Origin of the sequence: Prosthecobacter algae, from assembly GCF_039542385.1 — a bacterium.
GTDB lineage: Bacteria > Verrucomicrobiota > Verrucomicrobiia > Verrucomicrobiales > Verrucomicrobiaceae > Prosthecobacter > Prosthecobacter algae.
The window spans coordinates 165,841-191,235 of the sequence record NZ_BAABIA010000005.1 but is presented as its reverse complement, the minus strand read 5'-3'; the positions used below and the strand labels follow the sequence as shown (position 1 = coordinate 191,235).

The window sequence follows — 25,395 nt, the reverse complement described above, 5'->3', positions numbered from 1 at the left end:
GACTCTTAGCCTTGGCAGCGCATCGCCTACTTCGCATTCAGAAAGTCGCAGACGGCCGCCGCCATCACTTGGACTCCCGTTTTCAGACTGTCCTCGTCCGCATCAAACATCGGTGTGTGAGCTCCGTGAATGATCCCCTTTTCCTCGTTGGCCACGCCTAACCGAAAGTAGAATCCAGGGCTCACCTGGGCGAAGTAGGAGAAGTCTTCGCCACCCATGCCAGGGATGACCTCCAGCACATTCGCCTCACCCAGGAGGCGTTTAAAGGCGGGCAGCGTCGCTTTGACGAGGGCTTCCTGGTTGATGATGCTGGGGTAGCCGATGCGGTACTCCATGGTGTAAGTGGCACCGTGGGCCTCGGTGATGCCTTTGAGGATGCGGTGCATCATCTCCACCACGCCATCGCGGAAACCGGCATCGTAGGTGCGCACGGTGCCGCCCAGGGTCACTTCCTCGGCCAGGATGTTTTCCCGCTGGCCGCCCTGGATGGTGCCGATGCTGATGACCAGTGGCTGGCGGGTATTGGTCTGACGGCTACGGATGGTCTGCAAGGCGCTGATGGCCTCGGCCGCGACGACGATGGCATCCACGCCTTTGTGTGGGGCGGAGCCGTGGGCCATCTTGCCCCGGATGGTGATTTGGAAGCGGTCGCTGTTCGCGTTGTCCGCACCGATGGTGTAGGCCACTTGGCCTGCCTTGAGGAAATGTACCTCGTCATCCATCACGCCCACCGGTGCGACGGAGGTGGTGCAGTGCAGGCCGAAAACGGCATCTGGCTTCGGATTGGCCATGGCCCCTTCGGTCACCATCAGCTTCGCACCCCACTCCCCTTTGAAGGTGGCGGGCATGGCTTCCTCAGCAGGTTGAAAGAGAAACTTCACGCTGCCTTTGACCTGGTCCCGATGTTTGGCCAGCAGCTCCGCCACGCCCAGGGCCACGGTGGTGTGCAGGTCATGACCGCAGGCATGCATCACACCGGGATTTTTGGAGCGATAGGGGACGGAGCGCAGTTCCTTGATGGGCAGGGCATCCATGTCGGCTCGCACGGCCACGCACTTGCCCTCCTGGCCACCTTTGAGCAGAGCCACCACTCCATGTTTGGCCACGCCCGTCTGCACTTCCAGGCCCAGGGCACGGAGACGCTCGGCCACCAGGGCGGCTGTGCGGGCCTCTTCATTGGAGAGTTCCGGGTGGGCATGGATGTCGCGCCGCGTTTCGACGAGTTTGGGGAACATGGCCTCCACGGAAGTGGCAAAGAGGGCATCGCGTTTTTCATCGGCCCAGGCCAGCGGGGAAACTCCGATCAGCAGCAGCGGCAGCATTTTCATGCGCGCAGGCTATGGAGTGGAGGCGGTGGTGGCAAGGCTGTGTCTGGGGATTTTCGTGAGGCGCTCTTGCACGAGCGTGGGAGTGAGAGCATATCTGGGGCACCATGCTCGACATCACAGGCAAGAAGATCGCCGTCCTCTTTGGCGGCCCCGGTTCGGAACGCGAAGTGTCTAAAAAGACGGCGGAGAGTGTCGTCGCCGCTTTGAAGACCAAGGGAGCGGAGGTGGTGGAAGTGGACGTGACCGGGCCAGACTTTGACGTGCCTGCGGATGCCCTCATCGCCATGAATCTGATCCATGGCACCTTCGGTGAAGATGGCCAGTTGCAGGCAATTTTGGAAGAGCGTGGCATTCCCTACACCGGTGCCGGAGTGGAGAGCAGCCGCATCGCCTTCGACAAAGCTCAGAGCAAGGAACGATTTGTCGATGCGGGTGTGCCCACCCCGCGTTCCCAAAACTACCTGCTGGATGGCAGCGAACCGCTGACGATTTCCATTCCTTTGGTGTCCAAACCGCCGCGTGAGGGGTCCAGTGTGGGGGTGAACATCTGTCGTACGGAAGCGGAGTGGGTGAGCGCCATTGAGGAAGCGAAAAAATACGGCAGCTCCACCCTCATCGAAGAATTCGTGGAGGGGAAGGAGCTGACCATCGGCATCCTGGGAGATCAAGTGCTGCCGATCATCCACATCGAGCCCGTGGATGGATTCTATGACATGAGTAACAAGTACCCGTGGCTGAATGGCACGGGCAAGACGCACTACCACTGCCCGGCAGACTTGGATGAGGCCACCACCCGCCGCGTGCAGGAGGCTGCCATGGCTGCTTTTAAATCCTGCGGCACGGAGGTCTATGGTCGCGTGGATGTGATGCTGAGAAACGATGGTGAGCCTTTCGTTCTCGAGATCAATACCATCCCCGGCATGACTAGCAGCAGCCTGCTGCCCAAGGCGGCGCTGGCGGTGGGGATCGAATTCCCCGACCTCTGCGTGCGCATCATTGAACTATCGTTGGCTGCCAGGCCTTGAGTGAGCGGACAGGGCGCGAAAGACCGCAGCCACTCTTTTTTCCAGAAAAGTCATGGCGCTTAGACAGCGTTTCAGGTATTTAATAAAAGTTGATCATTAAGACTTAAGGGTCTTGAGGTCATCTTCTCCCGAACATGCCCCCTCCCAAGAAAGCTTCCGCCCCGGCTCCGAAGCCGCCTCGCAGTACTGCGAAAAAGCAGTCCTCCAAGGCTGGTGGTGTGACCATGGACGTGTGCCTGCGGGTGGATTCCCCGAAGATTCGCGAGATGGAGAAACAGGCGGCCCATCGGCGCGGGTTCAAATGGGCTCTTGGACTCATTGTCGTCATCTGTTTCCTGGCCTTGTTGAAGATCACCGTTCAGGAATCCATCCTGAAAAATCCGCAGTTTGAGCTCCGTGATGTGGCTGTGCAGACCAGCGGCCCGCTGACGGTGGAAAAGATCGTCCGAGCGACGCTGCTGACACGTGGGGAAAACCTGCTGACCATCAACATGCGTGCCCTGCACACCCGCCTGCGCCAGCTTGCCCCCGTGAAGGACGTCGCGATCGAACGTGATTTTGATGCCGGTCTCATGACGCTGCGCATCACCCAGCGCCAGCCTGTGGCCTGGCTGGATTGTCCCAAGCTGGGTATGGTCGCCGGTCGTTCGGAGGTGGGTTACCTTTTGGACCACGAGGCCGTGCCTTTCCCTTGCGATGTGGTGACGGAATCCCTCACCGCACTGCCCGTGATTCGCTATTCTGCGCTCGCGCAAAAGACCGCTGGCGTGGCCATTCAGGATCTACAACTGACCTCCGCTCTGAAGCTGCTGCACGAGCTAGAAGAACGCTTTGAACAGGGGCAGCCGCAGGTGCGCAGCCTGGATATCCAGACGCCCTACTCCATGGTGGCCACTTTTGCCGACAAATCCGTCATCACCTTTGGGGTGGATGACCTGGATGTGCAGCTCGCACGTCTGGACCGAATTCGTCTGGAGGCTCGGCAGCGTCGGTGGGAGATCGGCACGCTGAATCTTTTGGCCCGGCAGAATGTCCCCATCACCTTTCGTCAGCCGCCTGACCTGGCTGGCTTGCAGCCCGAAAGCCCCGTCCCTGTTACCCTCTCAAAATCCACCTCAGTTCGTTGACACATTATGGCGAAGACCACCATCTATGCAGGCCTGGAAATCGGCACCAGCAAGATCTGCGTCGTCGTCGGCGAGGCGAAGCGCGACGGCACCATCAAGATCCTGGGTGTCGGCACGGCTCCCTCACGCGGCGTCCGCAAAGGCGAAATCGTGGACTTTGATACCGTCCACACCTGCCTGAACGACGCCCTCGTCCGGGCAGAAGATTACAGCGATGTCATGATCCGGAACGTTTTCCTGGGCGTGAGCGGCGGCCACATTGAAAGCGTGAACAACCGCGGTTGCTACCGCCTGCCGGCGGATCAGTCCGAGATCACGGAAGACGATGTCGAGGAGGTGAAGGAGATCGCCCGCAATGTGCCTGCGCCGCAGGACAGCATCTCCATGCACAGCGTCACCCGCCAGTACATTGTGGATGGAGTGGAGGCCGTTCGTCAGCCCATCGGCCGTCAGGCCCGGCAACTGGAGGCGGACTACCACATCGTCCACGGCAGCCTGCCGCGCATCCAGAACTCCATCAAGTGTGTGAAGGAAGTGCCGCTAGAAGTGGAAGACGTGGTCTTCAATGGCATCGCCGCCGCTCAGGTGGTGCTGAACCGCGAGGCGAAGCGCGAAGGCGCGATGATGATTGACCTGGGTGGCGGCACCGCTGACTTCGTTCTTTATGAAGATGGCATGCTGACTATCTCCGGCTGCATCCCACTGGGCGGGGACCACATCAGCCAGGACATCGCCATGGCGCTGCAGATCCCGCATGGCCGGGCTGAGGCGCTGAAGGTGACCGAAGGAAGCTGTGAATACGAAGATGTGCCCCCTGGGGAAATGGTGCGCGTGGAAGATGACACGGGCTACGTGCTGGGTGAGGTGGAGCGCGCCTTTTTGAACGAAGTCATCTACCTGCGGGTTCGGGAAATTTTGGAGCAGGTGCATCAGCGCTGCGAAGGGCACACGGGCCGCATTGCCGCCGGAGTTTATCTCACGGGAGGCACGAGCCTGCTAAAAGGAATTGACGTAGTGGCCCGAGAAGTGTTTGGAATGAAGGTAACGCGTGCAGGTTCAGCTCCCGTCAGTGGCGTGACTGCTACTTTCGAGAATCCTCAATTCTCCGCCCCTATCGGTCTCATTCGTTATGCGCAGATCCTGGACCAAGAAAAGCCCTTCCTGTCCCCGCTCAAAAGGCTGGCACATCGGATGGCGGATCTTCTGTCTGTCGCCATCTGATTTTTCACCCTCCTCTTTAGCTCACCCTCTAGCCACGCCGTACTATGGTTGAATACGATCGTCACTCGCAGCGGGAAGAACCCAACAAGCCCGCCCTTCGTACCTGCATTGTCGGCATCGGCGGCGCAGGCAGCAATGTCCTGGACCGCATCACGCTGGACCGCACCGTGGAGGCGCATCTGGTCTGCATGCACACCGACATTCGCGTGCTGGGCCATGCCATGGCCCCGGTCAAAATCCAACTGGGTGCCGAGCTGATGCGCGGTATCGGTGCTGGGGGTGACCCGGACCTGGGCCGTGAGGCGGCCATGTTTTCCCGCGAGGAAATCCGTCAGGCCATCGAAGGGCACGACATTGTTTTCATCTGCGCTGGCCTTGGCGGCGGCACCGGTTCCGGAGCTGCCCCCGTCATCGCCGAAATTGCCAAGGCTTCCAACGCCCTGGTCTTTGTCACGGCCACCATGCCCTTCAGCTTTGAAGGCCGTCGCCGTCTGAACCAGGCGGAAGAGGCGCTGAACCAGCTTCAAAAACGCGCCGACGCCCTCATCCTGTTTGAAAACAATCGCATGGGCGAGCTGATCCTCCCGAAGGACGGCATCCAGAAAGCCTTTGCGCAAGCGGACCAACTCATCGCCCAGAGCCTGCGTGCGGTTTCCACCATTGTTTCCACCCCCGGTCTGGTGAAGCTGGGCCTTGACGACCTCACCAGCGCGCTCAGCACCTCGAACGGTCGCTGCCTGTTTGGTTTTGGTGAAGCCCGTGGCCAGAACCGCGGGGCAGAGGCCCTGAAGCGTGCGCTGAAGAGTCCGCTGATCGATCAAGGCCGCCTGCTGCACCAGACGAAGACCCTGCTGGTCCACATCGCCGGTGGCGAGACGCTGACCCTCATGGAGGTAGATGCCGTCATGAAACAACTGGGCCGCCACGTGCCCGACCATACGCACATCCTTTTTGGCGTGGCCGTGGATGCCCGCCTGGGAGACGCCATTTCTGTCACGCTGATCAGCTCTCTGGGCCTCAGCCAGCTCAACACCATCGCAGCGGCTGCCCCTCCGGCGAACATGCTGCCGATGACGGACCGCCCGATGCCAAGTCTGGCCGATGCGGTGGCTGCAACGCCCGTCGCAGCAGCTCCAGCACCCGTGGCTGCCTCAGCAATAGCAACCCCCGCTCCCACCCCGCGTTCTCGGGCACCTCGTCAGGCACCCGCCCCAGCTCCTGCGGCTATCGAGCCCCAGCCCGCCCCCGCCCCCGCTCCGGCGCGTGCCGCAGCCCCTTTGACTCGGGATGATTCCATGGACCTGTTGTTCAAGGACGATGAGATCATCTCCCTGACTCCCCAAGAGCCTGAAGCCCCGGCTCAATCTGTGGAAGACGAGCCCGAACTTTTCCCTGAGGCACCCGCTGCCGTCAGCCAGTTCACAGAGCCTCCTGTCCAGCAGGAATACGAAGAAGAGGAATATTATGAAGAAGAGGAACCTTCGGTTTCTCATTCCAGCTTCCTGCCTGAGTCTGAGATTGAGCCCGAGCCCCTGGCTCCTGAGCCCGCCCCGGCACCCGCACCTGCGCGGCTCCGCATCGAAGACTTCATGACTCCGGCACCCGCCCCGGCTCCTCAGCCGCAGGCCGTCGCCCCAGCACCGGTGCAACAGCCTCGTCCTGCCACTTCGCCCTTGGCTGCCGTGGTGGCCCGCACGAACCTGCCGCCGGAAGATCTGGCCTACGCGCCTCCTGCCAACACGGTGGTCGCCAAAAAGCCAACGAATCAGGAGCAGATTGATCTTGGCTTCTCGGACCAGGACCGCGGCCGCTTCAAGGACACGGAGCCTGCCCTCGCCTCGGGTGGGGAAGACCTCGATGTGCCGACCTGGATGCGCCTGAAGCGGAAGCTTAAGCGGTAACCGTCATTCTGGATGGCCCTGCCGATCCCTGAGCAGCCTGCTGACTGCCGCCGTGAAAATGAGCGGCGTTTTGTCATCAGCCTGCTGCCCGCCAGCGGGTGTGTGATCTGTCTTGTTACCGGACATTGGGGTTGGGCACTGGGAATTTTCTGCACCACGTTTTTGGTCATCGGCTACGGCAGCATTCTGCCCTGGGTCAGGTGGTTCGGGCCGCATGTGTCTGAGCTTTCGCCCGAGCAAACAGCCGCCGGCCAAGTGTGGATCACGGTGGATGATGGTCCTGATCCTGCCACCACCCCCGCCATGCTGGACTTGCTGGACCGTTATCACGCCAAGGCTGGCTTTTTCCTTATTGGGGACAAGGCGGCTCGCCATCCCGAGCTGGTGCGTGAAATGGTCCGGCGCGGGCATCTCGTAGGGAATCACAGCCAAACCCATCCCGCAGGCAGTTTCTGGGCGCTGCGGCCCACCCGCATGTGGGCGGAGGTGGCTGGCTGCCAGCAGACGTTGACGGAGATTTTGGGCCAGGGGCCGCTCTGGTTCCGCCCACCTGTTGGGCACCACAATCTGTATCTCGATCCACCCTTGCGGGCCTTGGGGTTGACCATGGCCATCTGGAACTGCCGGGGTTTTGACGGTGTGGTGAAGGATCCGCAGCTTATCCTGAAACTCATCGCCCGTTCGCTGAAGCCGGGTGCCATCATCCTGCTTCATGATGGTCCAGCCAGTTGCGTGGAGGTGCTGGAGGGAACATTGCGACTGCTGGCCGCCCGTGGTCTGCAAGCTGCTTTGCCCACCCCATTGCAAGCCGCCTCACCCCCACCTAGGCTGGAACCCACATGAACCGGTCTCTGATCTTCGGCATTCCCCTGGTGGCGCTCGGCGTCGCCAGTTGGGCGGCTTGGCAGGTGCACCGGGCACTGCCCGCACGGGCGGATGCAGTGGTGATGATGTTGCCTGGGCAGATCCCGGCACTGAACCCTTTCCTCCCCGCCAGTGAGGCGGAGCGCCAGATTCTGGACCTCCTGCATGAGCCACTGATCCGCCTGGATGGCCAGGGAAGGCTGGCCCCAGGGCTGGCAGAAAGCTGGGCCTGGCACCAGCGTGTGACCTGCTGGTTTCCCACCACTGAAGCCCTTCAGGTGGCGCAGCGAAAGCTGGCAGAAATCCCACCTCTTCAACGTCAGGCCTGGGCCCTGGAAGAAGTGACCACCGAGGCGCTCACCCTCATCCTCCGTTTTGCCAAACCAGGCAGCCCAGGGGTAGATGAGGCCCTGCAAGCCTTGGCGACGGATGCGCTGCTGCCTCTGACCTTTCTGCGGCTGGATAGCGTGCCTACCACGCGGACTGCCCTGGAAGCCTTCGCGAGCGCCCCTGACCACGCACCAAGCACGGTACGGTTATGGTTTGATGAAGATGGCACCTGTGAACTGGTGACCACCCGCCCGTTGTTGCAAGTGCGGGATGCCCTGGCCAACTGGCTGCGGGACAAGGGCCAACCCGTGCCGCGCATGACGCCGCTGGCAGAGGTGGCGGGCCTGCTGGAGCCGGTGCTGGACCTGGAACTCAATGCTCATGGCCATGCCTGGCCGGATGGCACCCCGGTGACGGCGGCGGATGTGCGGGCCACGGTGGCCCACGCGATGCGCCTGGGCTATCCGGTGCCAGGGCGAGAGGGCTTTCGCCACATTCAGGAGATCAAGGCGCAGGGCAGCAGCACGGTGCGGGTGACCTATCGCCGCAGCTACGGAGCCGCGTTGGCCAGTTGGGTAGGCTTTCCCATTCTGCCGGCGGCCTGGCTGGAAAAGCACCTCGATGGTTCGCCCAACGCACCCCCAGGTGCTGGGGATTGGCAGGTCACACGCCAGACGGCGGATCATCTGTCGCTGACCTCCCGCAGGGCGGCGCAGGGGGGCATTGCCACGAGGTTGGAGGCACTCACCGCCATGCCGCCGCTGCAAACTCGCTTGGCACTGGCCACAGGCACGCTGGATGTGGTGTGGCCTAACGAAAAGTCAGACCTTGGGCAGGTGGCCACTCTGGATGCCCACCCCACCCCACCCCGAAACCGCCTGCTGGTGCTGTGGAATTTGCGCTCTTCACGCCTGTCCGAACTGCCTGTGCGGGAAGCACTTTCTCTGGGCCTGGATCGGCAAACATTGCTGGCCAAGGGTGGGCGGGCCCGGTTGGCCGAGCCGTTGTTTTCGCCCGGTCTATGGTATTCACCCCCACCCGTCGCATCCTCCTTTGATCTGAAAGCCGCACGTGAAAAGCTGGAGTCTGCAGGCTGGCTGAAGGACGTGTCCGGCGTGGCGAAAAAAGGCGGCCAGTCCTTGGATTTTCAACTGCTGGTCACCACCGGCAATGCGCTGCGGGATGCCCTGGCGCAGGAACTGGCGCGGCAATGGGCCCTACTGGGCGCGCGTGTTACCGTCACTTCCGTAGCCCCGGAAAACTTGCTGGCGGATCACCTTTCTCCGGGCCGGTTTGATGCCGTGCTGCTGGGCCTGGACTATGAACTAGCCTGGGATCAGATGGCCTTTTGGCACAGCGGGCAGGTGGGGCCCGGACTCAACTTTGGGCAACTGGCCGATCCACAGCTTGACCTTTTTTTGGAAGCGCTGGCGGGTGAGTTTGAGACGTCGCAACTGCCGCTGCGCGCCCGTGCCTTGCAGGAGCGGTTTCTTTCCCAGCAGCCCGTACTGCCCCTCATTGGGGATCTACAGGAATTGGCGGTGCGGCGGGCGCGGTTCCCTCTTCTGGAGTCCCCGGATTTGAACCGGCCTTTGACCCTCCGCAGGCTCTTGCGGGCCAGCCCCTTGGAATCGCTGGAGATGCGTGTGCCGAACGAATAGTTTCGTATGATGTCTTTTGTTTCACTTCTTGTTAGCCTGGGCCTCCTTTTCGGAGCGTTGCTGCTCGTGGTGACGACGGCTCAGGCACTGGCGGCAGTGGCACGTGGATTGGGGACTTGGGCACGTTGGCCGGTGGCGCTGCTGGCCCAGGCGGTGGCTTTGTTTCCCCTTTCGGCCTTGGTTTGGGCGGCGGTGGGGCAGTGGGTTGGCCAGTGGGGGCTGCCCATCAGCAGTCTCATGCCAGCAGCCGTAGATCCGGCCCAGGAAGATACGGTGTCTCGACTGGCCACCTCGGTGTGGTGGTGGGCTCCGCCTTTGTTTCTACTGGCGCTACCGCTGACGGCACATCTGCTGGCTGCATGTCTGGTGGGGCGGCGGCCGTTTCATCATCAGGTGGCCATGCTGGGTCTGCCGGCGGTCCTGGGGCTGGCCGTTGTGGAGGATGCTTTTCACCTGCCGGGCGCACTGGCAGGGCTGCTGCCCGCATTCCAGCCAGGTGCCACGATGTCCGTGTTGGGTGCGCTGCTGCCAGCCATCTTTCTGGCGGGCTTTTGGGGCTGTGTGGCTTTGGCGTGGCCGCGTCACCAGGAGATGCATCACCCCACGGCGGAAGACCGGATCCGCGACGGCGCGCTGGCTATCGGCCTGAGCCCTGAGGAGATCTGGCGGCGGCATCTTTGGCGGAATCAGGCCCGGCGGGCTGTCTCCATGGTTTGTTCCGTCGCGGCCTGGGGGCTGGTCTTGTGGGTCGCGCTGGGTTGCCCGGGCGAGGAGATCCTCGGCGTGCGCTTCCAGGCTGCATATCAGGCTGCCTTGCAGACTCCCCAGGCACCGTTGCTGCTTGCGTGGCCGTATGCGCTTTGGGCCTTGTCATTGTGTCTGCTGGGCCGCATCATTCTGCCGCGTCCCCGGTAGCATCTCTTCTCCCTTATGTCTTCCCTCCTGAGCATCCGCGACCTGAAGATCGAGTTCCGCCGTCATGGTGGGCCGCCTGCCGTTGCTGTGAAGGGCCTTAGCCTGGAACTGGAGCAGGGGGAATCCATCGCCATCGTGGGAGAGAGCGGCAGTGGCAAAAGCGCCACCGCCCTGGCCCTGGCACGGCTGTTGCCGGAGCCACCCGCCACCATCACCGCCACGCACCTCAGCATCGCCGGACATGAGGTGCTGAAGATGAGCGAGAAGGAACTGCGCAAAGTCCGCGGCAAGGAGATCGCCTATGTTTTCCAGGAACCCACTACTTCGTTGAACCCCGTGCTGACCGTGCGCACGCAGATCGGCGAGGCCCTGGACCTGCATCGTCCGGAAGTGACGGATCGCGATGCCGAAATCCTGAGCTGGCTAAGAATGGTGGGTATCACCGAACCGGAAAAGCGCCTCAGCGCTTACCCGCACGAACTCAGCGGCGGCATGCAGCAGCGTGTCATGATCGCCATGGCCCTGTGTTGCCAGCCGAAGCTGCTCATCGCGGACGAGCCCACCACCGCTCTTGATGTCACCATTCAAAAGCAGATCATGGAGCTGCTGGCGGATCTGCGAAAGCGGCTGGACATGAGCCTCATCCTTATCACGCACAATTTCGGCATCATCAAGGATGTTGCCGACCGCGTCGCGGTGATGTTTCGGGGCGAAATCGTGGAAACCGGCCCCACCTCCCAGATTCTAAACCATCCCCAGCACCCCTACACCCAGGCCCTGCTGGACTGCGTGCCGCGCATGGGTGCTAAAAAGCACCGCCTGCGGACGATTGATTATTCGGCGCTGAAGTAGCTCACGCCGCTCACCTCGTTGAGTAAAGAGTTTGCGATGATCTCATTGAACATCGGGGCACTTTATCAAATCATAGGTGCAGATGTTGTCTGTACTATTCCGCATGGCCAGCTTGTTGCTGGCTGCTATTGCTGTCCCTTTGTCAGTGCTGTTGCTTCAGGCGGGAGTGTCCTGGGAAAGCAAGGTTTTTGGCATGGCCGGGCTGTTGATAGGCCTGGGGCCTTTGCTGATCTGCATCGGCAAGGAACGCGAGTCCAAAAGGTTGGAAATGACAGGATTTGCAGCCTGTTTGGGATGGGTGATTCTCACGGGCTGGCTTGCCATCGTGGCTCCTGCGGGGACTGCAAGGGAGGGCACCAGAATCCAGCACCGTTATGTGAAGGAATCGTCTCGGTTTCGACCACATGCCTTGGGCAATTTGTTGCCGGAGTTGGATCAATTTTTGTTGGGCTTTAAGCTGGTGCCCCTGATGGACCGTCTCTTCACTTCTGGACAGGCACACCGCCTCTCCCAACTCACCACGGAGATTTATCAGGAACTGGAAGCAGACCCGGATTTCCATGCCCTGGGCTCCGTGATGCCGCAGGCCTATGATGACTTGTGGTTTCAGAGGGCAGATCATGGCCACTATTTCCTGTATGTGCCGGCGAGTCTGCGGCCGGATGTGCCAGCACCCGCGATGGTTTTTCTTCATGGCAGCGGCGGTAATTTTAAAGCCTATCCCTGGCTGCTGGCCGAGGTTGCGGATGAACTCGGAATGGTCTTGATCTGTCCCTCTTATGGGATGGGAAACTGGACATCCAAGGATTCTGCCAAACTGATCCAGCAGACATTGTCAGATGCCAAACGAACTGTTTCGATTGATTCGAAGCAGATTCATCTGATGGGGCTTTCCAATGGAGGTCTGGGTGTCGGTCACGTGGCCCGCGATTTGGGAGATCAGTTCAAGTCCATCACCCTGATTTCTCCGGTGGTGGACAGGGATGTCATCCAGACTCCCAAGTTTTTTGTGAAGTGGAAGGGCAAGCCTGTTTGTATCATTTCGGGTGCAGAGGATGATCGTGTTTCTCTGTCAAGCGTGGAGGGGGCGGCTTCGGCCATGACCAAAAAGGGAATCCAGGTGACTCTGAAAGCCATTCCATGGGCTGATCACTTCCTGCTCTTCAGCCATCGCCAGGAAGTCATCGTTCAGTTAAAGGCCTGGTTGAAAGCGACAACGATCATGCCTTCTCCCTCGCCAAATGCTTCATAGAGGTAGGGTATGGGCGGTCCGTGTCATGAGCATGGTGCGATGCTTCTGGCATCAAGGTCGGCAAGTGTTGGATGATGATAAATCTTCTAATTTGATCCTTTGATCACAATAGCGCGAGGCTGGCCAGCTCGCGATAGTAAGGGCAGCTCAGAAGAAGCTCCTCGTGGCGGCCATGGGCCAGCACTTCCCCCTGGCGCATGACGTAGATCACATCGGCACTGATGACGGTGCTGAGGCGGTGGGCGATGACGAGGCAGGTGCGGTCCTGGCGCAGGGTGTCGAGAGCCTGCTGGATGAGCTGTTCGGACTTCGTATCCACGGCGCTGGTGGCTTCGTCCAGGAGCAGGATGGGCGCATCTTTGAGAAACGCGCGTGCCATGGCGATGCGCTGGCGCTCCCCCCCGCTCAGCATGACGCCGCGTTCACCCACTTGGGCATCAAGCCCGTCCGGATGCCGCCTAACAAACTCTTCTGCGCAGGCAAAATTGAGGGCCTGCCACATTTCGGCATCATCCGCCGCGTGTTTGCCTAGGCGCAGGTTTTCCCGGATAGACCCGGCAAACAAGAAGGCATCCTGCGTCACGTAGGCAATGGAATCTCGCAGGGAGACCCGGCTGTAGTCAGCGATGGATGAGCCATCCAGGGTGATGCTGCCAGACTGCGGATCATAAAATCGGGTGAGCAACTGAAACAGCGTGGACTTGCCCGACCCCGTCGCGCCCACGATGGCCACCGTCTGCCGGGGCTGTACGGTGAGGTTCAGATCATGGACCACCGGCTTGTCCGGCTGATAGCCAAAGGTCACTTGGCGGAATTCGATGGAGCCCTTGGCCTGGGACAGGGCACGGCCTTTTTCCAAATCCTCCTCGCCTTCCTGATCCAGGATTTTGAAGACGCGCTCCGCGCTGGCCAGGCCGGTGACGATGGTCTGATTCACCCCATGCAACCGGGCAATGGGCTCGAAAAAGAAGCCTAACAAAAAGATGAATTTGAAAAGCTCGCCCGTGGTTAGGTTCCCCTGGATGGCTCCATACGCGCCTACGCCCAGCAGCAAGACGAGGCCCAGGCTGCCAAAGAAACCCATGAGCGGGCTATAAACGGCCCAGGCGGTCATCAGCTTTTGCTGGGCCTGGCGCAGGCCGTGGCTGGCGTTGTTAAAATCTTCCTGCTTGGTGTCTTCCGCCGTGTAGCTTTTGATCTGGCGGATGCCCGTGATGGTGTCATGCAGCAGGGAATTCATGTGGCTGCTGGCCTCGCGTGCCAGCTTGGCCCGGGGGGCGATCCAGCGCGCGAACAGCCAGCCCCCCGCCGCGATGAAGGGCGTGGGCACCATGACGATGAGGGCGAAAGTGCTGTTGGTGTAAAACATCACCACGGCACTGATGATGATCTGCAGGATGGAGGTGACGCCTTGCTCGATGCCTTCCAGGATCACACGTTGGGTCGCAGGCACATCATCCGCCATACGGGTGAGGATGTCGCCGGTGCTTTGGCGGTCAAACCAGCTCAGCGGCAGGCGGGCGATCTTGTGATGGAGCTGCCCACGAAGGTCAAAGATCATCCGTTGCTCAAACACGCTGTTCAGCCGCGTGCGCACGTAGAAGAGGAACTCCCGCAGAAAGAAGGCCCCGACGGCCAGGCCACCTGCGCGCCAGATGCCGGGGATGTCTTTGTTTGGAATGATGTCATCCACAAACCACTGCACCACGCCGGGAAAGACGATGATCAAGGACGTGCCGATGACGGCGAGGACAAACTGCACGGCGGCCATGCACCAGTGCGCCCGGGCAAAGACGAGCAGGCGGCTGGCGGTGGTGCGCAGGGAGGTGGGTTTTTCGGACATGGGGCAATGGCGAAAACTCTGACGTGATGACCTCGCCGATTGATCAGGCAAAGTGGGACTTTTTATCGTCGCTGGTACACGATGCTGTCCATGGCCTGCTCCAGCGCCAAGCCTTTGAGGAACGGCTCCAGCTCTGGGTTGCTGGCGGTCTCTAGGACCTGGGGCAACTGCATGAGGCCGGCAAAGTCCTGCCGCGAGATGGCCTGCCGTACTTTTTCATCACGCCCGAGAGCGGCGATTTCGGGATGGTTCAGCGCCTTGGCGGTCTCTGGACCTTTCGCGGCGATCTGCTGCCACACGCGCCCATCGGGCCATAGGATGAGCAACCGGGCTAGGTTGGCCGTGGCGCGGAAGTCATAAGGGTCCAGTTTTTCCACCAGCTTGCCCACGGAGGTGCGGTCCACCTTTTGAGCGAGCTGTTCCACCCAGGCTCCGAAGTCGCTCTTTTCGCCTTTGCCCTGTTGCTGGATGGAGGCGTTTTCCAGACCATAAACGCTGCCTACGAGGCGAAGCACCATGGTGCTGAGCCAGACCATAACCCCCGACGGCAAAAGGCTGAGCAGGCCGGCCTTCCACCCGGTGATGCTACCCAAAAAAGCGAGCAGGCCAAAACCCGCCACGACATTGATGACGGCCCGTGCGAGGAAAAAGGTGAGCATGGCCGCCGCACCAGACATCATGAGCAGGGTGTCTGTGCTCATGTTTGCGCCATACGCGCCGAAGACCTCCGCCCGATGGCGGAAGATGTAGAGACCCGCCAGGACGGAGAGGCCCAGACTGAGCATGGTGAGGATCTGCGAAACGATGCCTCGCGCAAAGGCGAGCCCAGCAAGGAAGGCGACCAAGGCTAGCCCGCCTGCCGTCATGCTGCTCCCAGAAAAAGTGCTTTTCACACTTTCCAGGGCACCGCTCATGTCTGGCAGGCTGATGGCGAGTTCTTGCATGGATGGAATCGAGCCCATCAAAAGGGTAGGCACGCCCCGCTGCAAGCCGTTTATCGGATATACTCCCAGGGGGCGCAGCTCTTGTACAGTAGCCATCACTCTCCGAGTGATGCGTTCGCCCCAAGCAGTCCTCGTCAGCCCCCTTTCTTCTCGATGTCTGAGGGCTAGGTCACCTTCAAGGCACTGCACTCGGAGAGTGCAGACTACCGTACAGATCTTCCCGGCTCTTTGTCTTGAAATAGGCTCTTCGGATTCAGTGCCTCGCCTTTGAGGAAGCTGCCGTCGTAGCGACGGTGGAGGTCATCTGCCGTCCACATTTGGCGGTCGGGGCCTGCGCTGCGGATATCCACCCGGTTCCTTGCAATGGCGTGGAAATAAAGCGGGGTGTCCCAGCGATCAATGAGCTGCCCCTGGGCATTGAAGGCGCGGTGTGTGTCTGAGAGAAAGCGGAGCTGGGTGCGATTCTTGCCTCGCAGTGCGGCTGCGAATTCCTCATTGGCCCCCATACGGAAAGGTGAGTCGCCTTTGATCAGCAGCAGCAGGTTGCTAAAGGTGTGGGCCAGGGCCTCCAGATCCTCCTGGGGACGGGTGCTAGGCAGCGCGTAGTTTTTTAAAATGGCATCGCCGGGAAGCTCCAGAGGTGGGTGTATCTGGGGTGTACCTTCCCGCCGTGCCTCTGGGTTCGCCGCTGAAGGGGCCGATAGGGTAGGGGAGCTGAATTTCGTCCACATCACCAGCATGACTCCTATCAATAAACCCAGGCTCAGAAAGAAGAGAAGACGGGGCCTAGGCATGAGCTTGAGGGGAAAACAGTTTGTTTACAGCCTCCTCAATCCGTCTTCCGTCATGGGATTGGGGATCTCCACTTCCAGCTCATCAATACGGCGCAGTGTTTCGGCATCGAGGATGAGGTCCACGGCACCCAGGCTTTCTTGAAGCTGTGCCACGGTGGTGGCCCCAATGATGGTGGAGGCGACAAAATTGTGCTGGCGGCTCCAGGCCACCGACAGGGCGGTGACGGTGGTGCCGATATCAGCGGCGATTTTCCCCAGCCTCTCCGCCGTTGCCAGGCTTCGTTCATTGACGAAACGGCGTGCCATGCGCTGCTGGCGCTCGCCGCCATTGACGAGGTAATCACTGAAGCGTGCCCCGGCAGGCAGGCTGCCTCCGTTGTATTTGCCCGTCAGCACACCCCCGCCCAGAGGGGAGTAGGGCAGCAGGCTCACGCCTTCCATCCGGCAGACTTGGGCGAGCTCGTTCAGGCAGCGGCGGTTGATGAGAGAGAAGTTGTTCTGCACGGTGTCAAACCGGGCCAGATGATGCTTTTCGGAGGCCCAGAGATTCTTCATCAGGCCCCAGCTCGTTTCATTGCTGCAGCCGATGGCGCGGACTTTTCCCTGTTTAACCAGTTCGGTCAGGGCTTCTAGGGTGTCTTCCTGGCGCATGCCGTGGTCGGGCCAATGGGTCTGATACAGGTCAATGTAATCTGTCTGGAGACGACGGAGACTATCCTCACAGGCCTGGAAAATCTGCCGCCGATCCAGCGCCGTAAACCCGCCACGGATGGGTGGGCGGAACCAGCCATGGCCCGGGCCGGTGACTTTGGTGGCCACGATGACCTCCCCACGCGTTTTCGTTTTCAGCCAGCGGCCCACGATTTCTTCGGTGATGCCAAAGCGCTCCGCACTGGGCGGCACAGGGTACATTTCTGCGGCGTCAAAGAAGTCGATCCCGGCCTCGTAGGCGGTGTCCATGATGGAAAAAGAGGTCTTCTCATCCGCCTGAAGGCCAAAAGTCATGGTCCCCATGCAGATATCCGTCACCACGATGCCACTGCGTCCAAGTCGTCTGCGTTCCATCCTGGAAACTAGGAGGGAGCAGCTCAAGGAGCAAGCTGGACGGTCATTTTTCCTCCTTTGTGACAAGGAAACGTCACATAAAGAGGCTTTGTGACAGCTTATGTGACAAACGTGTCACACTTCAAAGCTACCCATGTTGTGACGTCAGGTGCTTATGTGACGCACATGTCACTGCGAAACCGCATTCACACCTCCCTCCTGTCAAAACTGTCACAGAGCCTTCGCGCTCTAGGCGTAGCCCTCACCTTCGGCATGCTGTGCCTGCCCCCACAGGTGATGGCTGACAATGCCGCCCTGATGAAACTCTTCGAGATCATGAAGGCCAAAGGCTCCATCACCCAGGAGGAGTATGACCAGCTCGTCGCCGTAGCCCAGGCTGAGGATGCCAAGCCCGTACCTGCTCCTACTCCCGTGCCAGCAGCAGCCCCCGCGCTGCCTTCCAATGAGCGCCTGGAGCAAATGGAAGAGCGCCTTGCCCAGACTGAGGCGGAAATGAAGGAACTCGACGCCCACATCGCAGAAAGCAAAAAGTCCCTGGCCGAGCTGGACAAACTTTCCAGCGAGACGCCGAAGGACCTCATGGAAAAGATGCTGGACGGCAAGTGGTATGAGAACCTCAGCTTCCGCGGTTACGCCCAGTTCCGCTACACCGCCCTCTATGGGGACAATGCTGAGGGGCTGAACGTGCCGAATGACCGCTCCGTCAGCGATACTGAGTCCTTCCTCATCCGCCGTGGCCGCCTCATCCTGAGCGGTGACGTTTCAGACCACCTTTACATTTACGCCCAGAGTGACTATGCGGGCTCCACTGGCACCGGGGACTTTGCCCTCCAGATGCGCGACCTCTATGCGGACATTGCCCTGGATGCGGACAAGGAATTTCGATTCCGTGTGGGTCAGTCGAAAGTGCCCTTCGGCTTCGTGAACCTCCAGTCCAGCCAGAACCGCGCCCCGATGGAGCGTCCAGATGCGCTGAACTCCGCCGTCGAGGGCGAGCGTGACATCGGTGCCTACTTCTATTGGGCTCCGAAAGAGAAGCGCAAGCTGTTCAGCAAACTCGTCAAAGAAGGCCTCAAAGGCTCCGGTGACTATGGCGTCTTTGGCATCGGTGCCTACAATGGCCAGGGCCTGAACCGTGGCGACCTCAACGGTCAGCCGCACTACGTGGCCCGTTTTGCCTATCCGGTGGAATTCAAAAGCGGTCAGATCATGGAATTCGGTCTGCAGGGCTACACTGGCAGCTTCGTCAGCCGCACGTCCAACATCGCCGGTGTGGGCACCCCCAGCTCTCCCGAGCATGGCAACAAGGATGAGCGCATGGCCCTCACCTACGTCCTGTATCCGCAGCCCTTCGGGATCGAGGCGGAATGGGCCTGGGGCCGTGGCCCTCAGCTCTCCGATGACATGACCACCATTGAGACAGCCTCACTTCAGGGTGGCTATATCCAGGCAAACTACCGAATCAAACAAGGCGAAGCCAGTTGGTTCCCCTTCATCCGCTACAACCACTATGAAGGTGGTCGTAAATTCGGCACCAACTCCCCCTGGGACAATGTCTCCGAAGTGGACGTGGGTCTGGAATGGGCACCGAACAAGGACATCGAGCTGACCCTCATGTACACCCACACCTTCCAGCGCACCAACACCTCCGCCGCCCCCTATGACGAAGTGGAAAATGCGGACCGCCTGGGTCTGCAGCTTCAGTGGAACTTCTGAGGTCGCTCACAAAGCGTAAACCTTTAAATGTAAAAGGGCATCACCGAACGGTGGTGTCCTTTTTTGTGTGTATTCGGGGAATGACGACAGTGGTGTTTCTGGTTACGCGCAGGACGCAAACCTAACCACTTCTTTATTACACTCGAAGTTAGTCATTCAGCGCGCTCTGCACATCGCCGCGATGCGGGATGCCTTCTTGGGCGCCGACTTTCAGGGTGGCCAGTGCCCCGGCGGTATTGGCCCAGCGCACGCATTCCAGCAGGGGCGCGCCTTCGGCAAGGTGGGTGGTGAAGGCTCCGGCGAAGGTATCGCCTGCGCCCACGGTATCCACGGCTTTGACCTTGTGCGTGGCCACCTTCTTCAGACCCGTCTCGGTGAGCACGAGGGTGGATTTTTCACCGCGTGTGACGATGAGCGTGCGGACCTTTTTTTGGCCCAGCCAGGCTTTCCATTCCTCCACTTTCTCAGCCATCTCTTCCGCATCCGCGCCGAAGATCTGCTGGGCCTCGCCGCTGTTCACAATTAACACGGTGATGGCCACCTCGCCCCAGGGGAATTCCGGGTGGATGGGCGAGGGATTCAGCACCACGGGCACGTCGCGGCCATTGGCGAGTTTGATGGATTCCACCACGGTCTCCAGCGGCACTTCCAACTGGATGAGCAGGGCCTTGGCCACCTCGATCCGTGAACGCTGCATCTTTAGCGAGGGGGCGGTGAGGGCGGCATTCGCCCCAGGGATGACGATGATCTGGTTTTCGCCCTTCGCATCCACGGCGATGAAGGCATTGCCCGTGCCGCCTTTCACCGTGTTCACGGCGCTGCAGTTGATGCCTTCGCGACGCAGGTGATTGCGGTAGTCGCGGCCATCGGGGTCATCGCCCAGGCAGCCGATGAGGGTCACCAGTGCCCCATGGCGGGCAGCGGCCAGGGCTTGATTCGCCCCTTTGCCGCCGAAGCGTTTTTCCAGGGACGAGGCCGAGACCGTCTCGCCCGCAGCGGGCAGACGCTTCACGGAAGCAATGAGGTCCACATTCATGGACCCCACGACGACGACGGAGGCTGCTGAGTTCCTGGCCATGTGACTGGGTTGTTTAAAAAGGGGAACTGACGCTGCTGCTCCATCAATGCAAGCTCGCCGCGACAATCTTTTCACGGATTCAACGAAATGCGGGGCTCGGTTGTCTGGTGGTAGCCATGCGCCGTATTCCTTGCTTTTTGCTTCTCATGACGGGTCTGTTAGGGTCCGTATCCCTGCTGCAGGCGGGGGTGTTAAAGGCCGAGTCCATCGAGGCCACCACGAGTGTGAAAGCTCCGGGGGGATCGGCCAAAATTGACTTCAAAGAAAAAACCATCACGGCCAATGTCCAAAAGATGCCGCTGATCAAAAAGCCAAGTCAGGACAAGGTGGATCTGACGCTGGATGCGAAGCAGGGAACCGGCACGCTGAAGCTGACGATGGATGGCTACACCCAGACGGTGCCTCTGCGCCCTGCGGGGATCGAGGTCTTTGAGCAAGGGCTGGGTCTGCTGAGCCTCAGCGATACCTGCCTGGCGCTGGGCTGCACAGACCCGGCCACGGGCTACACGGGCAAGGCACTGCGGGCCTGGGTGGGCAGCCAGTCGGAGCAGGGGTACCAGTTTCGCTACTTCATCACCCAGGTGACGAACCAGCACTTTCTCATGCGCATGGAAAGTGGCGGCAGCGATGGTGGCGCGCAGGTCACACAGAAGTTCGAGTGGTTTTTGACCCGGCCTTAATTCGCCGGAGGCTCCACGCACAGTGGCACGATGGCTTCACGCACGCGCGCGGCCTGCTAGGGCGACATGACGAGGTAACGGTGGGGGCTAATTCGTGGCCTTGGCAGGCTTTTTCAGGAAGACTTTGCGGTCCCAGTTTTTCGCCAGGGCATCGGGCGTGGTGGTGGAGGCCAGGCCCTGCGCAGGAACCTCCAGCTTGCTGGTCCAAAGGATGCCATTCAGCAGCAGCTTGCGCTGGTTTTCATTCGCCCAGTTCGCATGCAGATCACAGCCGGTGAAGCCAAAGCTGCGCCCGCCCGCCGGCCGTTCATAGGCCCAGGCCACGGTCTCCGCACGGCCCGCGTGGGCTTTCGCCGCTTTGTTCTTCCGGCTGCTATCCGGCATGGGGCAGGCCAGCAGGGGCGTCACGCCTTTATCCGCAAAGTGCAGGTTATAGAGCCAGCCATCTTTCGGCAGAGCAAAGGTGGTTAGGCCTTGATTGATGGGGTGCTCAGGTACGCTGTCAAACTGCACATCCCAGTGGCCCCGGCAGCCGATGTCACTCTGGAACACAGCGCCGAACCATTGCTTAAAATCCGCCGCGCGATCCGCCGGGCAGTCAATGGCCTGATGCAAGATGACCAGCCCCGTGCCAGCGGCAGCCAGGGCCTGTATGCGGGCCCAGCGATCCGGCGTGAGGAAGGACAGCTTGTCCCCGCCATCCATGTAGATGACCACACAGCGCACGCCCTCCAGCACCGCCTCATTTTTCGGCCAGCCCTCCGCCACCATCACCGGGGCAACACCAGGGGCCTGCTTCAGCCAGTCCATGAGCAAAGCGCAACCGGCGAAGTACTCGTGCTGGCCCGGTTTATTGCTCGGCGTGCCCGCCAGCAGCACCACCTTCGCCAGAGCCGGATCCGTCGGCAGCACCTCCAGCGGCACCTGCTGCTGTTCCAGGGTGAACTCAGCCTGCGCCGCAGTGGCGAGGAACACAAAAGGAAGTAAAAGGGAGCGCATAACGGCAGCGTGAAGAATGCCTCAGCTAGAGGCAAGCATCAAAATGCGGTGTTGGTATTTGGGAGGGTGCGTCAATAAGCGGTTAGGCAGCCGTGGGGCCAGAATCCTCGTCCGCAAAAGGCTGCCCTTTTCCCCCCAACGACGCCTCTGCACTCCACCCCCGGCTAATGGCTTTCTCTCCTCCAGGGCGGGTGGATGCAAAGGGGCGATCGAGGGCTGGCTGGGGCGAACGGCATCACTCTGGGAGTGGGTGGGTACTGTACGGTGAGCTGGCAGACGGAGGCCGAGGGGTTCAAGGTGTGACGGCGTCCCGGCGTCAGGTTTGGCGAAGGTGCAAAGGGGGAGAACGGTGTCGCTAGATGGGAGTTCCGCGAGGACGCGAAACTCAGCACGCGAGACGCGTGCGCTCCATGGCGAACGAGGCTTGGCTGGGGCCAACAGCATCACTCTCCGAGTGATGAGTTCGCCCCAACGTGGCTTCGTCCACCCCGCTTAAAAACGCTTTAAGAATCCCAGGCATCCGCGCCACCGTGATGGCGCGACTCAAGAATCAACGCCCCGAGAGGCGCTTCCACAGGCTGCGTTTGCTGCCAGATTCCGATTCACCCTGGCTGGAGGCTGGGCCGCTGCTGGACTGCGCACGCGCGGGGCGTGGCTGGCCACCGCCCTGGCCGGGGCCGCCGGGGCCACGGGCATCGCGAGCACCACCCTGTCCACCGCGAGCAGGTCGCTCACCCTGGGGGCGACCGCCTTGCCCGCCCTGGCCTTGCGAGCGTCCACCTTGACCTCCTTGACCACGGCCACCTTGACCATCTTGACCCTGAGGCCGACCACCGCGCCCTTGGGAACGTGGATCGCGATAACGTGGCGGCTCTTCGCTGCGGGGAGGTGCGGAGGCATTGTAGTCAAACCCTTCGGCTTTCTTGCGAATGAGGCCGCGATTGATGAAGCGCTCCAGGGCTTTCAGCGAGGACTGATCCTCGGGGCTGATGAAGCTGATGGCGTCCCCGATGGCCTGCGCACGACCCGTGCGGCCGATGCGGTGGACGTAATCTTCCGCATGCATGGGGAAGTCAAAATTCACCACGTGCGAGATGCCATCCACATCAATGCCGCGCGCGGCGATGTCCGTGGCCACCAGCACGCGCACCTCGCCCGATTTGAAGTCGGCCAGGGCCTTCAGGCGCTGGTTCTGGGAACGATTGGCATGCAGCGTGGCACAGCGCACGCCGGTCTGTTCCAGCTTGCGCGCCACGCGGTCGGCACCGTGTTTCGTGCGGGTAAAGACCAGCACCATGTTCATCTGGTCGTCCTTCAGCAGATGGCTGAGGAGGGAGGGCTTCAGGTGCACAGGCACTTCATAGACGAGCTGCGTCACCGTCTCCGCTGGGTTTGAGCGGCGGCCGATTTGGACGATCTTCGGGTGGCTCTGGAACTCATGCGTCAGGGCCTCGATCTCCTTGGAAAGCGTGGCGGAAAACATCAGCGTCTGGCGCTTGCGCGGCATCTTTTGAACGATGCGTTTGATGCTCGGCAGGAAGCCCATGTCCAGCATGCGGTCGGCCTCATCCAGCACCAGGTGCTTCAGCCCGCTGAAGTCGCCGTGGCCCTGACCCATGAGGTCAATGAGGCGGCCGGGAGTGGCGATGACGATGTCGCAGCCATTGCGCAGAGAGTTGATCTGCGGGCGCTCGCCCACGCCGCCAAAGACTTTCGCGATGGTGAGCGGCAGGTGTTTGGCATAAGCCAGGACGTTTTCTTCGATCTGCACCACCAGCTCACGAGTGGGCGCCAGGATCAGCACTTTCGTGCCACGCTTGCTCTGGCCTTCGCCCTGGGCATTCGCCAGGCAGGTCAGCACCGGTAGTGTGAAAGCGGCGGTTTTGCCCGTGCCTGTCTGGGCGATTCCGATGAGGTCATGCCCCGCGATGATGGGCGGGATGGCAGCGGCCTGGATGGGGGTAGGTTCGGTATAACCAGCTTCGGCGATGGCTTGGAGAATTTTGGCGTCAAGGCCAAGAGCTTTAAAAGGCATCGGTGAGTATGCACGGGATCGGGCGATGTGCGAGTACCGTTTTAAGGGTGGGTAGGAGATGCGCTGAAAATTGTAACTGGCAAATCTCCGACTTCAGGCATCCTGTACCCCGTCTGCGCAGTCCACCCCAACCCCTGATGCTGCCCCCATGAACGCACGTTTTTTGAAATCGGTCTGCCTCACCTTCACCCTCGGTCTGCTCAGCCTCGCCCCGGCCATGGCTCAGGAAACCGCGCCTTCGCCCGCAAAGGAGGCCCTGACGAAAAAGCTGCAGGCGGACATGATCGTGCCCGGCGTGGCCCTGGCGGAAGGCGTGTCTGAGATCACCGGCGTGGCCATCAGCCCCTTGTTAGGCATGAGCGCCATCGGGGCCTGGAAATATTATGAAACCCAGCCCGCGCTGCGTCATCGCCTGCCCTGGTACTGCCACCCGTATGCCTGGGGCACGGGCCTGGCGCTCATCGGCCTGTGTTTTTTAAAAGACTTCCTGGGCGCGGCCGCCCCGGCCCTGGTGAAAAAGCCCCTGGACTTTGCCGAGCTGTTTGAGGACAAAGCCAGTGCCCTGGTGGCCAGCACCGCCTTTGTCCCCCTGGTCGCCCTGGCCATGGCGCAGGTGGAGCGCATCCCCACTCAGGCGATGGAGGGGCTGCCTGCCTCTGGCCTGGCCATGCTGCCCATGACGGCGGGGCTGGATGCCGTGCTGCACACGCCCTGGCTCACCGTGCCGCTTTCCATCTTCGCCTTTGCCGCCGTGTGGCTCAGCTCCCACGCGCTGAATGTCCTCATCGCGCTCTCGCCCTTTGGTATTGTGGATGCCGGGCTGAAGCTGACGAAGCTGGGCCTGCTCACGCTGGTCACCGGCAGCGCCGCGCTCATCCCCGTCACGCCCATTCCGGCGCTGCTGGTGTGTTTCACCCTCATCCTCATCGGCCTGCTGCTGGCCGGGTGGTCCTTCCGCCTCACCCTGTTTGGCACGCTCATGGGCCGAGACTTTCTGCTGAATAAACGCGCCCAAAAGGCCGATCTGGATCGCGGGGTGAAGGGCTTCCTCGCCCGCCGCACCGAGGGCGTGCCCGTCCGCACCCTGGGCTGGTTGCGGCTGGAGGAAGGCCACCCCACCGCCCACTTCGTCTATCGCCCGTGGTTGCTCCTGCCGGAGAAAAAAGTCCCCGTCAGCAGTCAGGAGATGGTCCTCTGCCGGGGCCTGCTGCACCCCACCGTGGCCCAGCGTGGCGATGCCACCACCCGCCCGCGCAATGCCCTCATCCTCCTGCCCCGCTACCGCCGCCTGGAGGAGTCTATCGCGCAGCGGTTCGGCTGCCAGGAGGTGATGGATAGCACCCTCATGCGCGGCTTCAAAGCCATGCGCCACTGGCTTACCACCATGCTCTCCCCCAGCACCTGGGGAAAGACGGAGCCCGCGCGCCTACCGGGGTGATTCAGCCTAACAGTGAATAAAAAAAGCTGCCCCGGAAAACATCCGGGGCAGCGAAGAGACAGCTTTGAAAACTGGAGGGCAAAGATTAGTATGCGCGCTCAGTCGTGGTCTGCGTCTGGATCACGCCCGGATAGGGGGTGGAGCGCACGACTTCTTCCGTGACGGTGGTCTGCGTCTGCACGCGGCGATCTTCATCATCGTCGTCGTAGTCGGTGGATTCACAGGAAGCCAGGGCCAATAGGCAAACGCCGCCGATGCAGGAATAAACGAGTTTTTTCATGAGGTGAGTTGGTTTGAGGGTTTGGTTGTGCAAAGAATGTTAGGCGG

Annotated in this window: 21 protein-coding genes; 12 read left to right on the top strand and 9 right to left on the bottom strand. The window is 61.0% G+C overall.

What is annotated here, in order from left to right; translation table 11 throughout:
* Positions 1 to 26: 26 nt before the first annotated feature.
* Complete coding sequence (locus ABEB25_RS13065; RefSeq protein WP_345736853.1) at positions 27 to 1,328, bottom strand: M20 metallopeptidase family protein; 1,302 nt, start codon at positions 1,326 to 1,328, stop codon at positions 27 to 29.
* Between the two features lie 104 nt (positions 1,329 to 1,432).
* Between ABEB25_RS13065 and ABEB25_RS13060 the strand changes: the two genes are divergently transcribed.
* The 9 genes from ABEB25_RS13060 to ABEB25_RS13020 all read left to right on the top strand — a co-directional run bounded on the left by ABEB25_RS13060 (position 1,433) and on the right by ABEB25_RS13020 (position 12,476).
* The gene (locus ABEB25_RS13060; protein WP_345736852.1) at positions 1,433 to 2,353 is read left to right on the top strand and encodes a D-alanine--D-alanine ligase family protein; all 921 of its coding nucleotides are present in this window, start codon (positions 1,433 to 1,435) and stop codon (positions 2,351 to 2,353) included.
* A 134-nt stretch (positions 2,354 to 2,487) separates the two neighbouring features.
* Complete coding sequence (locus ABEB25_RS13055) at positions 2,488 to 3,480, top strand: cell division protein FtsQ/DivIB (RefSeq protein WP_345736851.1); 993 nt, start codon at positions 2,488 to 2,490, stop codon at positions 3,478 to 3,480.
* Positions 3,481 to 3,486: 6 nt separating this feature from the next.
* Positions 3,487 to 4,701, top strand: coding sequence for a cell division protein FtsA (gene ftsA / locus ABEB25_RS13050; protein ID WP_345736850.1), 1,215 nt, complete (start codon positions 3,487 to 3,489; stop codon positions 4,699 to 4,701).
* A 44-nt stretch (positions 4,702 to 4,745) separates the two neighbouring features.
* Complete coding sequence (locus ABEB25_RS13045) at positions 4,746 to 6,602, top strand: cell division protein FtsZ (protein WP_345736849.1); 1,857 nt, start codon at positions 4,746 to 4,748, stop codon at positions 6,600 to 6,602.
* Between the two features lie 12 nt (positions 6,603 to 6,614).
* Positions 6,615 to 7,445, top strand: a complete 831-nt coding sequence (locus tag ABEB25_RS13040) for a polysaccharide deacetylase family protein (RefSeq protein WP_345736848.1) — start codon at positions 6,615 to 6,617, stop codon at positions 7,443 to 7,445.
* Complete coding sequence (locus ABEB25_RS13035; RefSeq protein ID WP_345736847.1) at positions 7,442 to 9,457, top strand: ABC transporter substrate-binding protein; 2,016 nt, start codon at positions 7,442 to 7,444, stop codon at positions 9,455 to 9,457. Before ABEB25_RS13040 ends, ABEB25_RS13035 begins: the two co-directional genes overlap by 4 nt.
* A 6-nt stretch (positions 9,458 to 9,463) precedes the next feature.
* The gene (locus ABEB25_RS13030) at positions 9,464 to 10,372 is read left to right on the top strand and encodes a hypothetical protein (RefSeq protein WP_345736846.1); all 909 of its coding nucleotides are present in this window, start codon (positions 9,464 to 9,466) and stop codon (positions 10,370 to 10,372) included.
* Positions 10,373 to 10,387: 15 nt separating this feature from the next.
* Positions 10,388 to 11,224: an ABC transporter ATP-binding protein gene (locus ABEB25_RS13025; protein WP_345736845.1), complete on the top strand. Its 837-nt coding sequence runs from the start codon at positions 10,388 to 10,390 to the stop codon at positions 11,222 to 11,224.
* Between the two features lie 82 nt (positions 11,225 to 11,306).
* Positions 11,307 to 12,476: a hypothetical protein gene (locus ABEB25_RS13020; RefSeq protein ID WP_345736844.1), complete on the top strand. Its 1,170-nt coding sequence runs from the start codon at positions 11,307 to 11,309 to the stop codon at positions 12,474 to 12,476.
* A 103-nt stretch (positions 12,477 to 12,579) separates the two neighbouring features.
* Here the strand turns inward: ABEB25_RS13020 and ABEB25_RS13015 are convergent, their stop codons facing one another.
* From ABEB25_RS13015 to ABEB25_RS13000, 4 genes are all read right to left on the bottom strand, one after another.
* Entirely contained in the window at positions 12,580 to 14,319 is a 1,740-nt protein-coding gene (locus ABEB25_RS13015) for an ABC transporter ATP-binding protein (protein ID WP_345736843.1), read from the bottom strand.
* Positions 14,320 to 14,381: 62 nt separating this feature from the next.
* Entirely contained in the window at positions 14,382 to 15,263 is an 882-nt protein-coding gene (locus ABEB25_RS13010; RefSeq protein ID WP_345736842.1) for a hypothetical protein, read from the bottom strand.
* A gap of 203 nt (positions 15,264 to 15,466) precedes the next feature.
* Positions 15,467 to 15,994: a hypothetical protein gene (locus ABEB25_RS13005; RefSeq protein WP_345736841.1), complete on the bottom strand. Its 528-nt coding sequence runs from the start codon at positions 15,992 to 15,994 to the stop codon at positions 15,467 to 15,469.
* 87 nt (positions 15,995 to 16,081) lie between these two features.
* Complete coding sequence (locus ABEB25_RS13000; protein WP_345736840.1) at positions 16,082 to 17,122, bottom strand: aldo/keto reductase; 1,041 nt, start codon at positions 17,120 to 17,122, stop codon at positions 16,082 to 16,084.
* Positions 17,123 to 17,287: 165 nt separating this feature from the next.
* On the opposite strand from ABEB25_RS13000, the gene ABEB25_RS12995 reads away from it, so the two are divergent.
* Positions 17,288 to 18,838, top strand: coding sequence for a porin (locus ABEB25_RS12995; protein ID WP_345736839.1), 1,551 nt, complete (start codon positions 17,288 to 17,290; stop codon positions 18,836 to 18,838).
* A gap of 148 nt (positions 18,839 to 18,986) precedes the next feature.
* On the opposite strand, the gene ABEB25_RS12990 is transcribed toward ABEB25_RS12995, so the two are convergent.
* Entirely contained in the window at positions 18,987 to 19,916 is a 930-nt protein-coding gene (locus tag ABEB25_RS12990; protein WP_345736838.1) for a ribokinase, read from the bottom strand.
* Positions 19,917 to 20,032: 116 nt separating this feature from the next.
* Between ABEB25_RS12990 and ABEB25_RS12985 the strand changes: the two genes are divergently transcribed.
* On the top strand, positions 20,033 to 20,596 hold the full coding sequence (locus tag ABEB25_RS12985) for a hypothetical protein (protein WP_345736837.1): 564 nt from the start codon (positions 20,033 to 20,035) through the stop codon (positions 20,594 to 20,596).
* 87 nt (positions 20,597 to 20,683) lie between these two features.
* Here ABEB25_RS12985 and ABEB25_RS12980 read toward each other — a convergent pair whose 3' ends face one another.
* Positions 20,684 to 21,595: a ThuA domain-containing protein gene (locus tag ABEB25_RS12980; protein WP_345736836.1), complete on the bottom strand. Its 912-nt coding sequence runs from the start codon at positions 21,593 to 21,595 to the stop codon at positions 20,684 to 20,686.
* A 550-nt stretch (positions 21,596 to 22,145) separates the two neighbouring features.
* A complete protein-coding gene (locus ABEB25_RS12975) occupies positions 22,146 to 23,630 on the bottom strand; it encodes a DEAD/DEAH box helicase (protein ID WP_345736835.1) in 1,485 nt (494 codons plus the stop codon).
* A 148-nt stretch (positions 23,631 to 23,778) separates the two neighbouring features.
* Between ABEB25_RS12975 and ABEB25_RS12970 the strand changes: the two genes are divergently transcribed.
* Complete coding sequence (locus ABEB25_RS12970; RefSeq protein WP_345736834.1) at positions 23,779 to 25,068, top strand: hypothetical protein; 1,290 nt, start codon at positions 23,779 to 23,781, stop codon at positions 25,066 to 25,068.
* Positions 25,069 to 25,153: 85 nt separating this feature from the next.
* Here ABEB25_RS12970 and ABEB25_RS12965 read toward each other — a convergent pair whose 3' ends face one another.
* Complete coding sequence (locus tag ABEB25_RS12965; protein WP_345736833.1) at positions 25,154 to 25,348, bottom strand: hypothetical protein; 195 nt, start codon at positions 25,346 to 25,348, stop codon at positions 25,154 to 25,156.
* Positions 25,349 to 25,395: the final 47 nt, after the last annotated feature.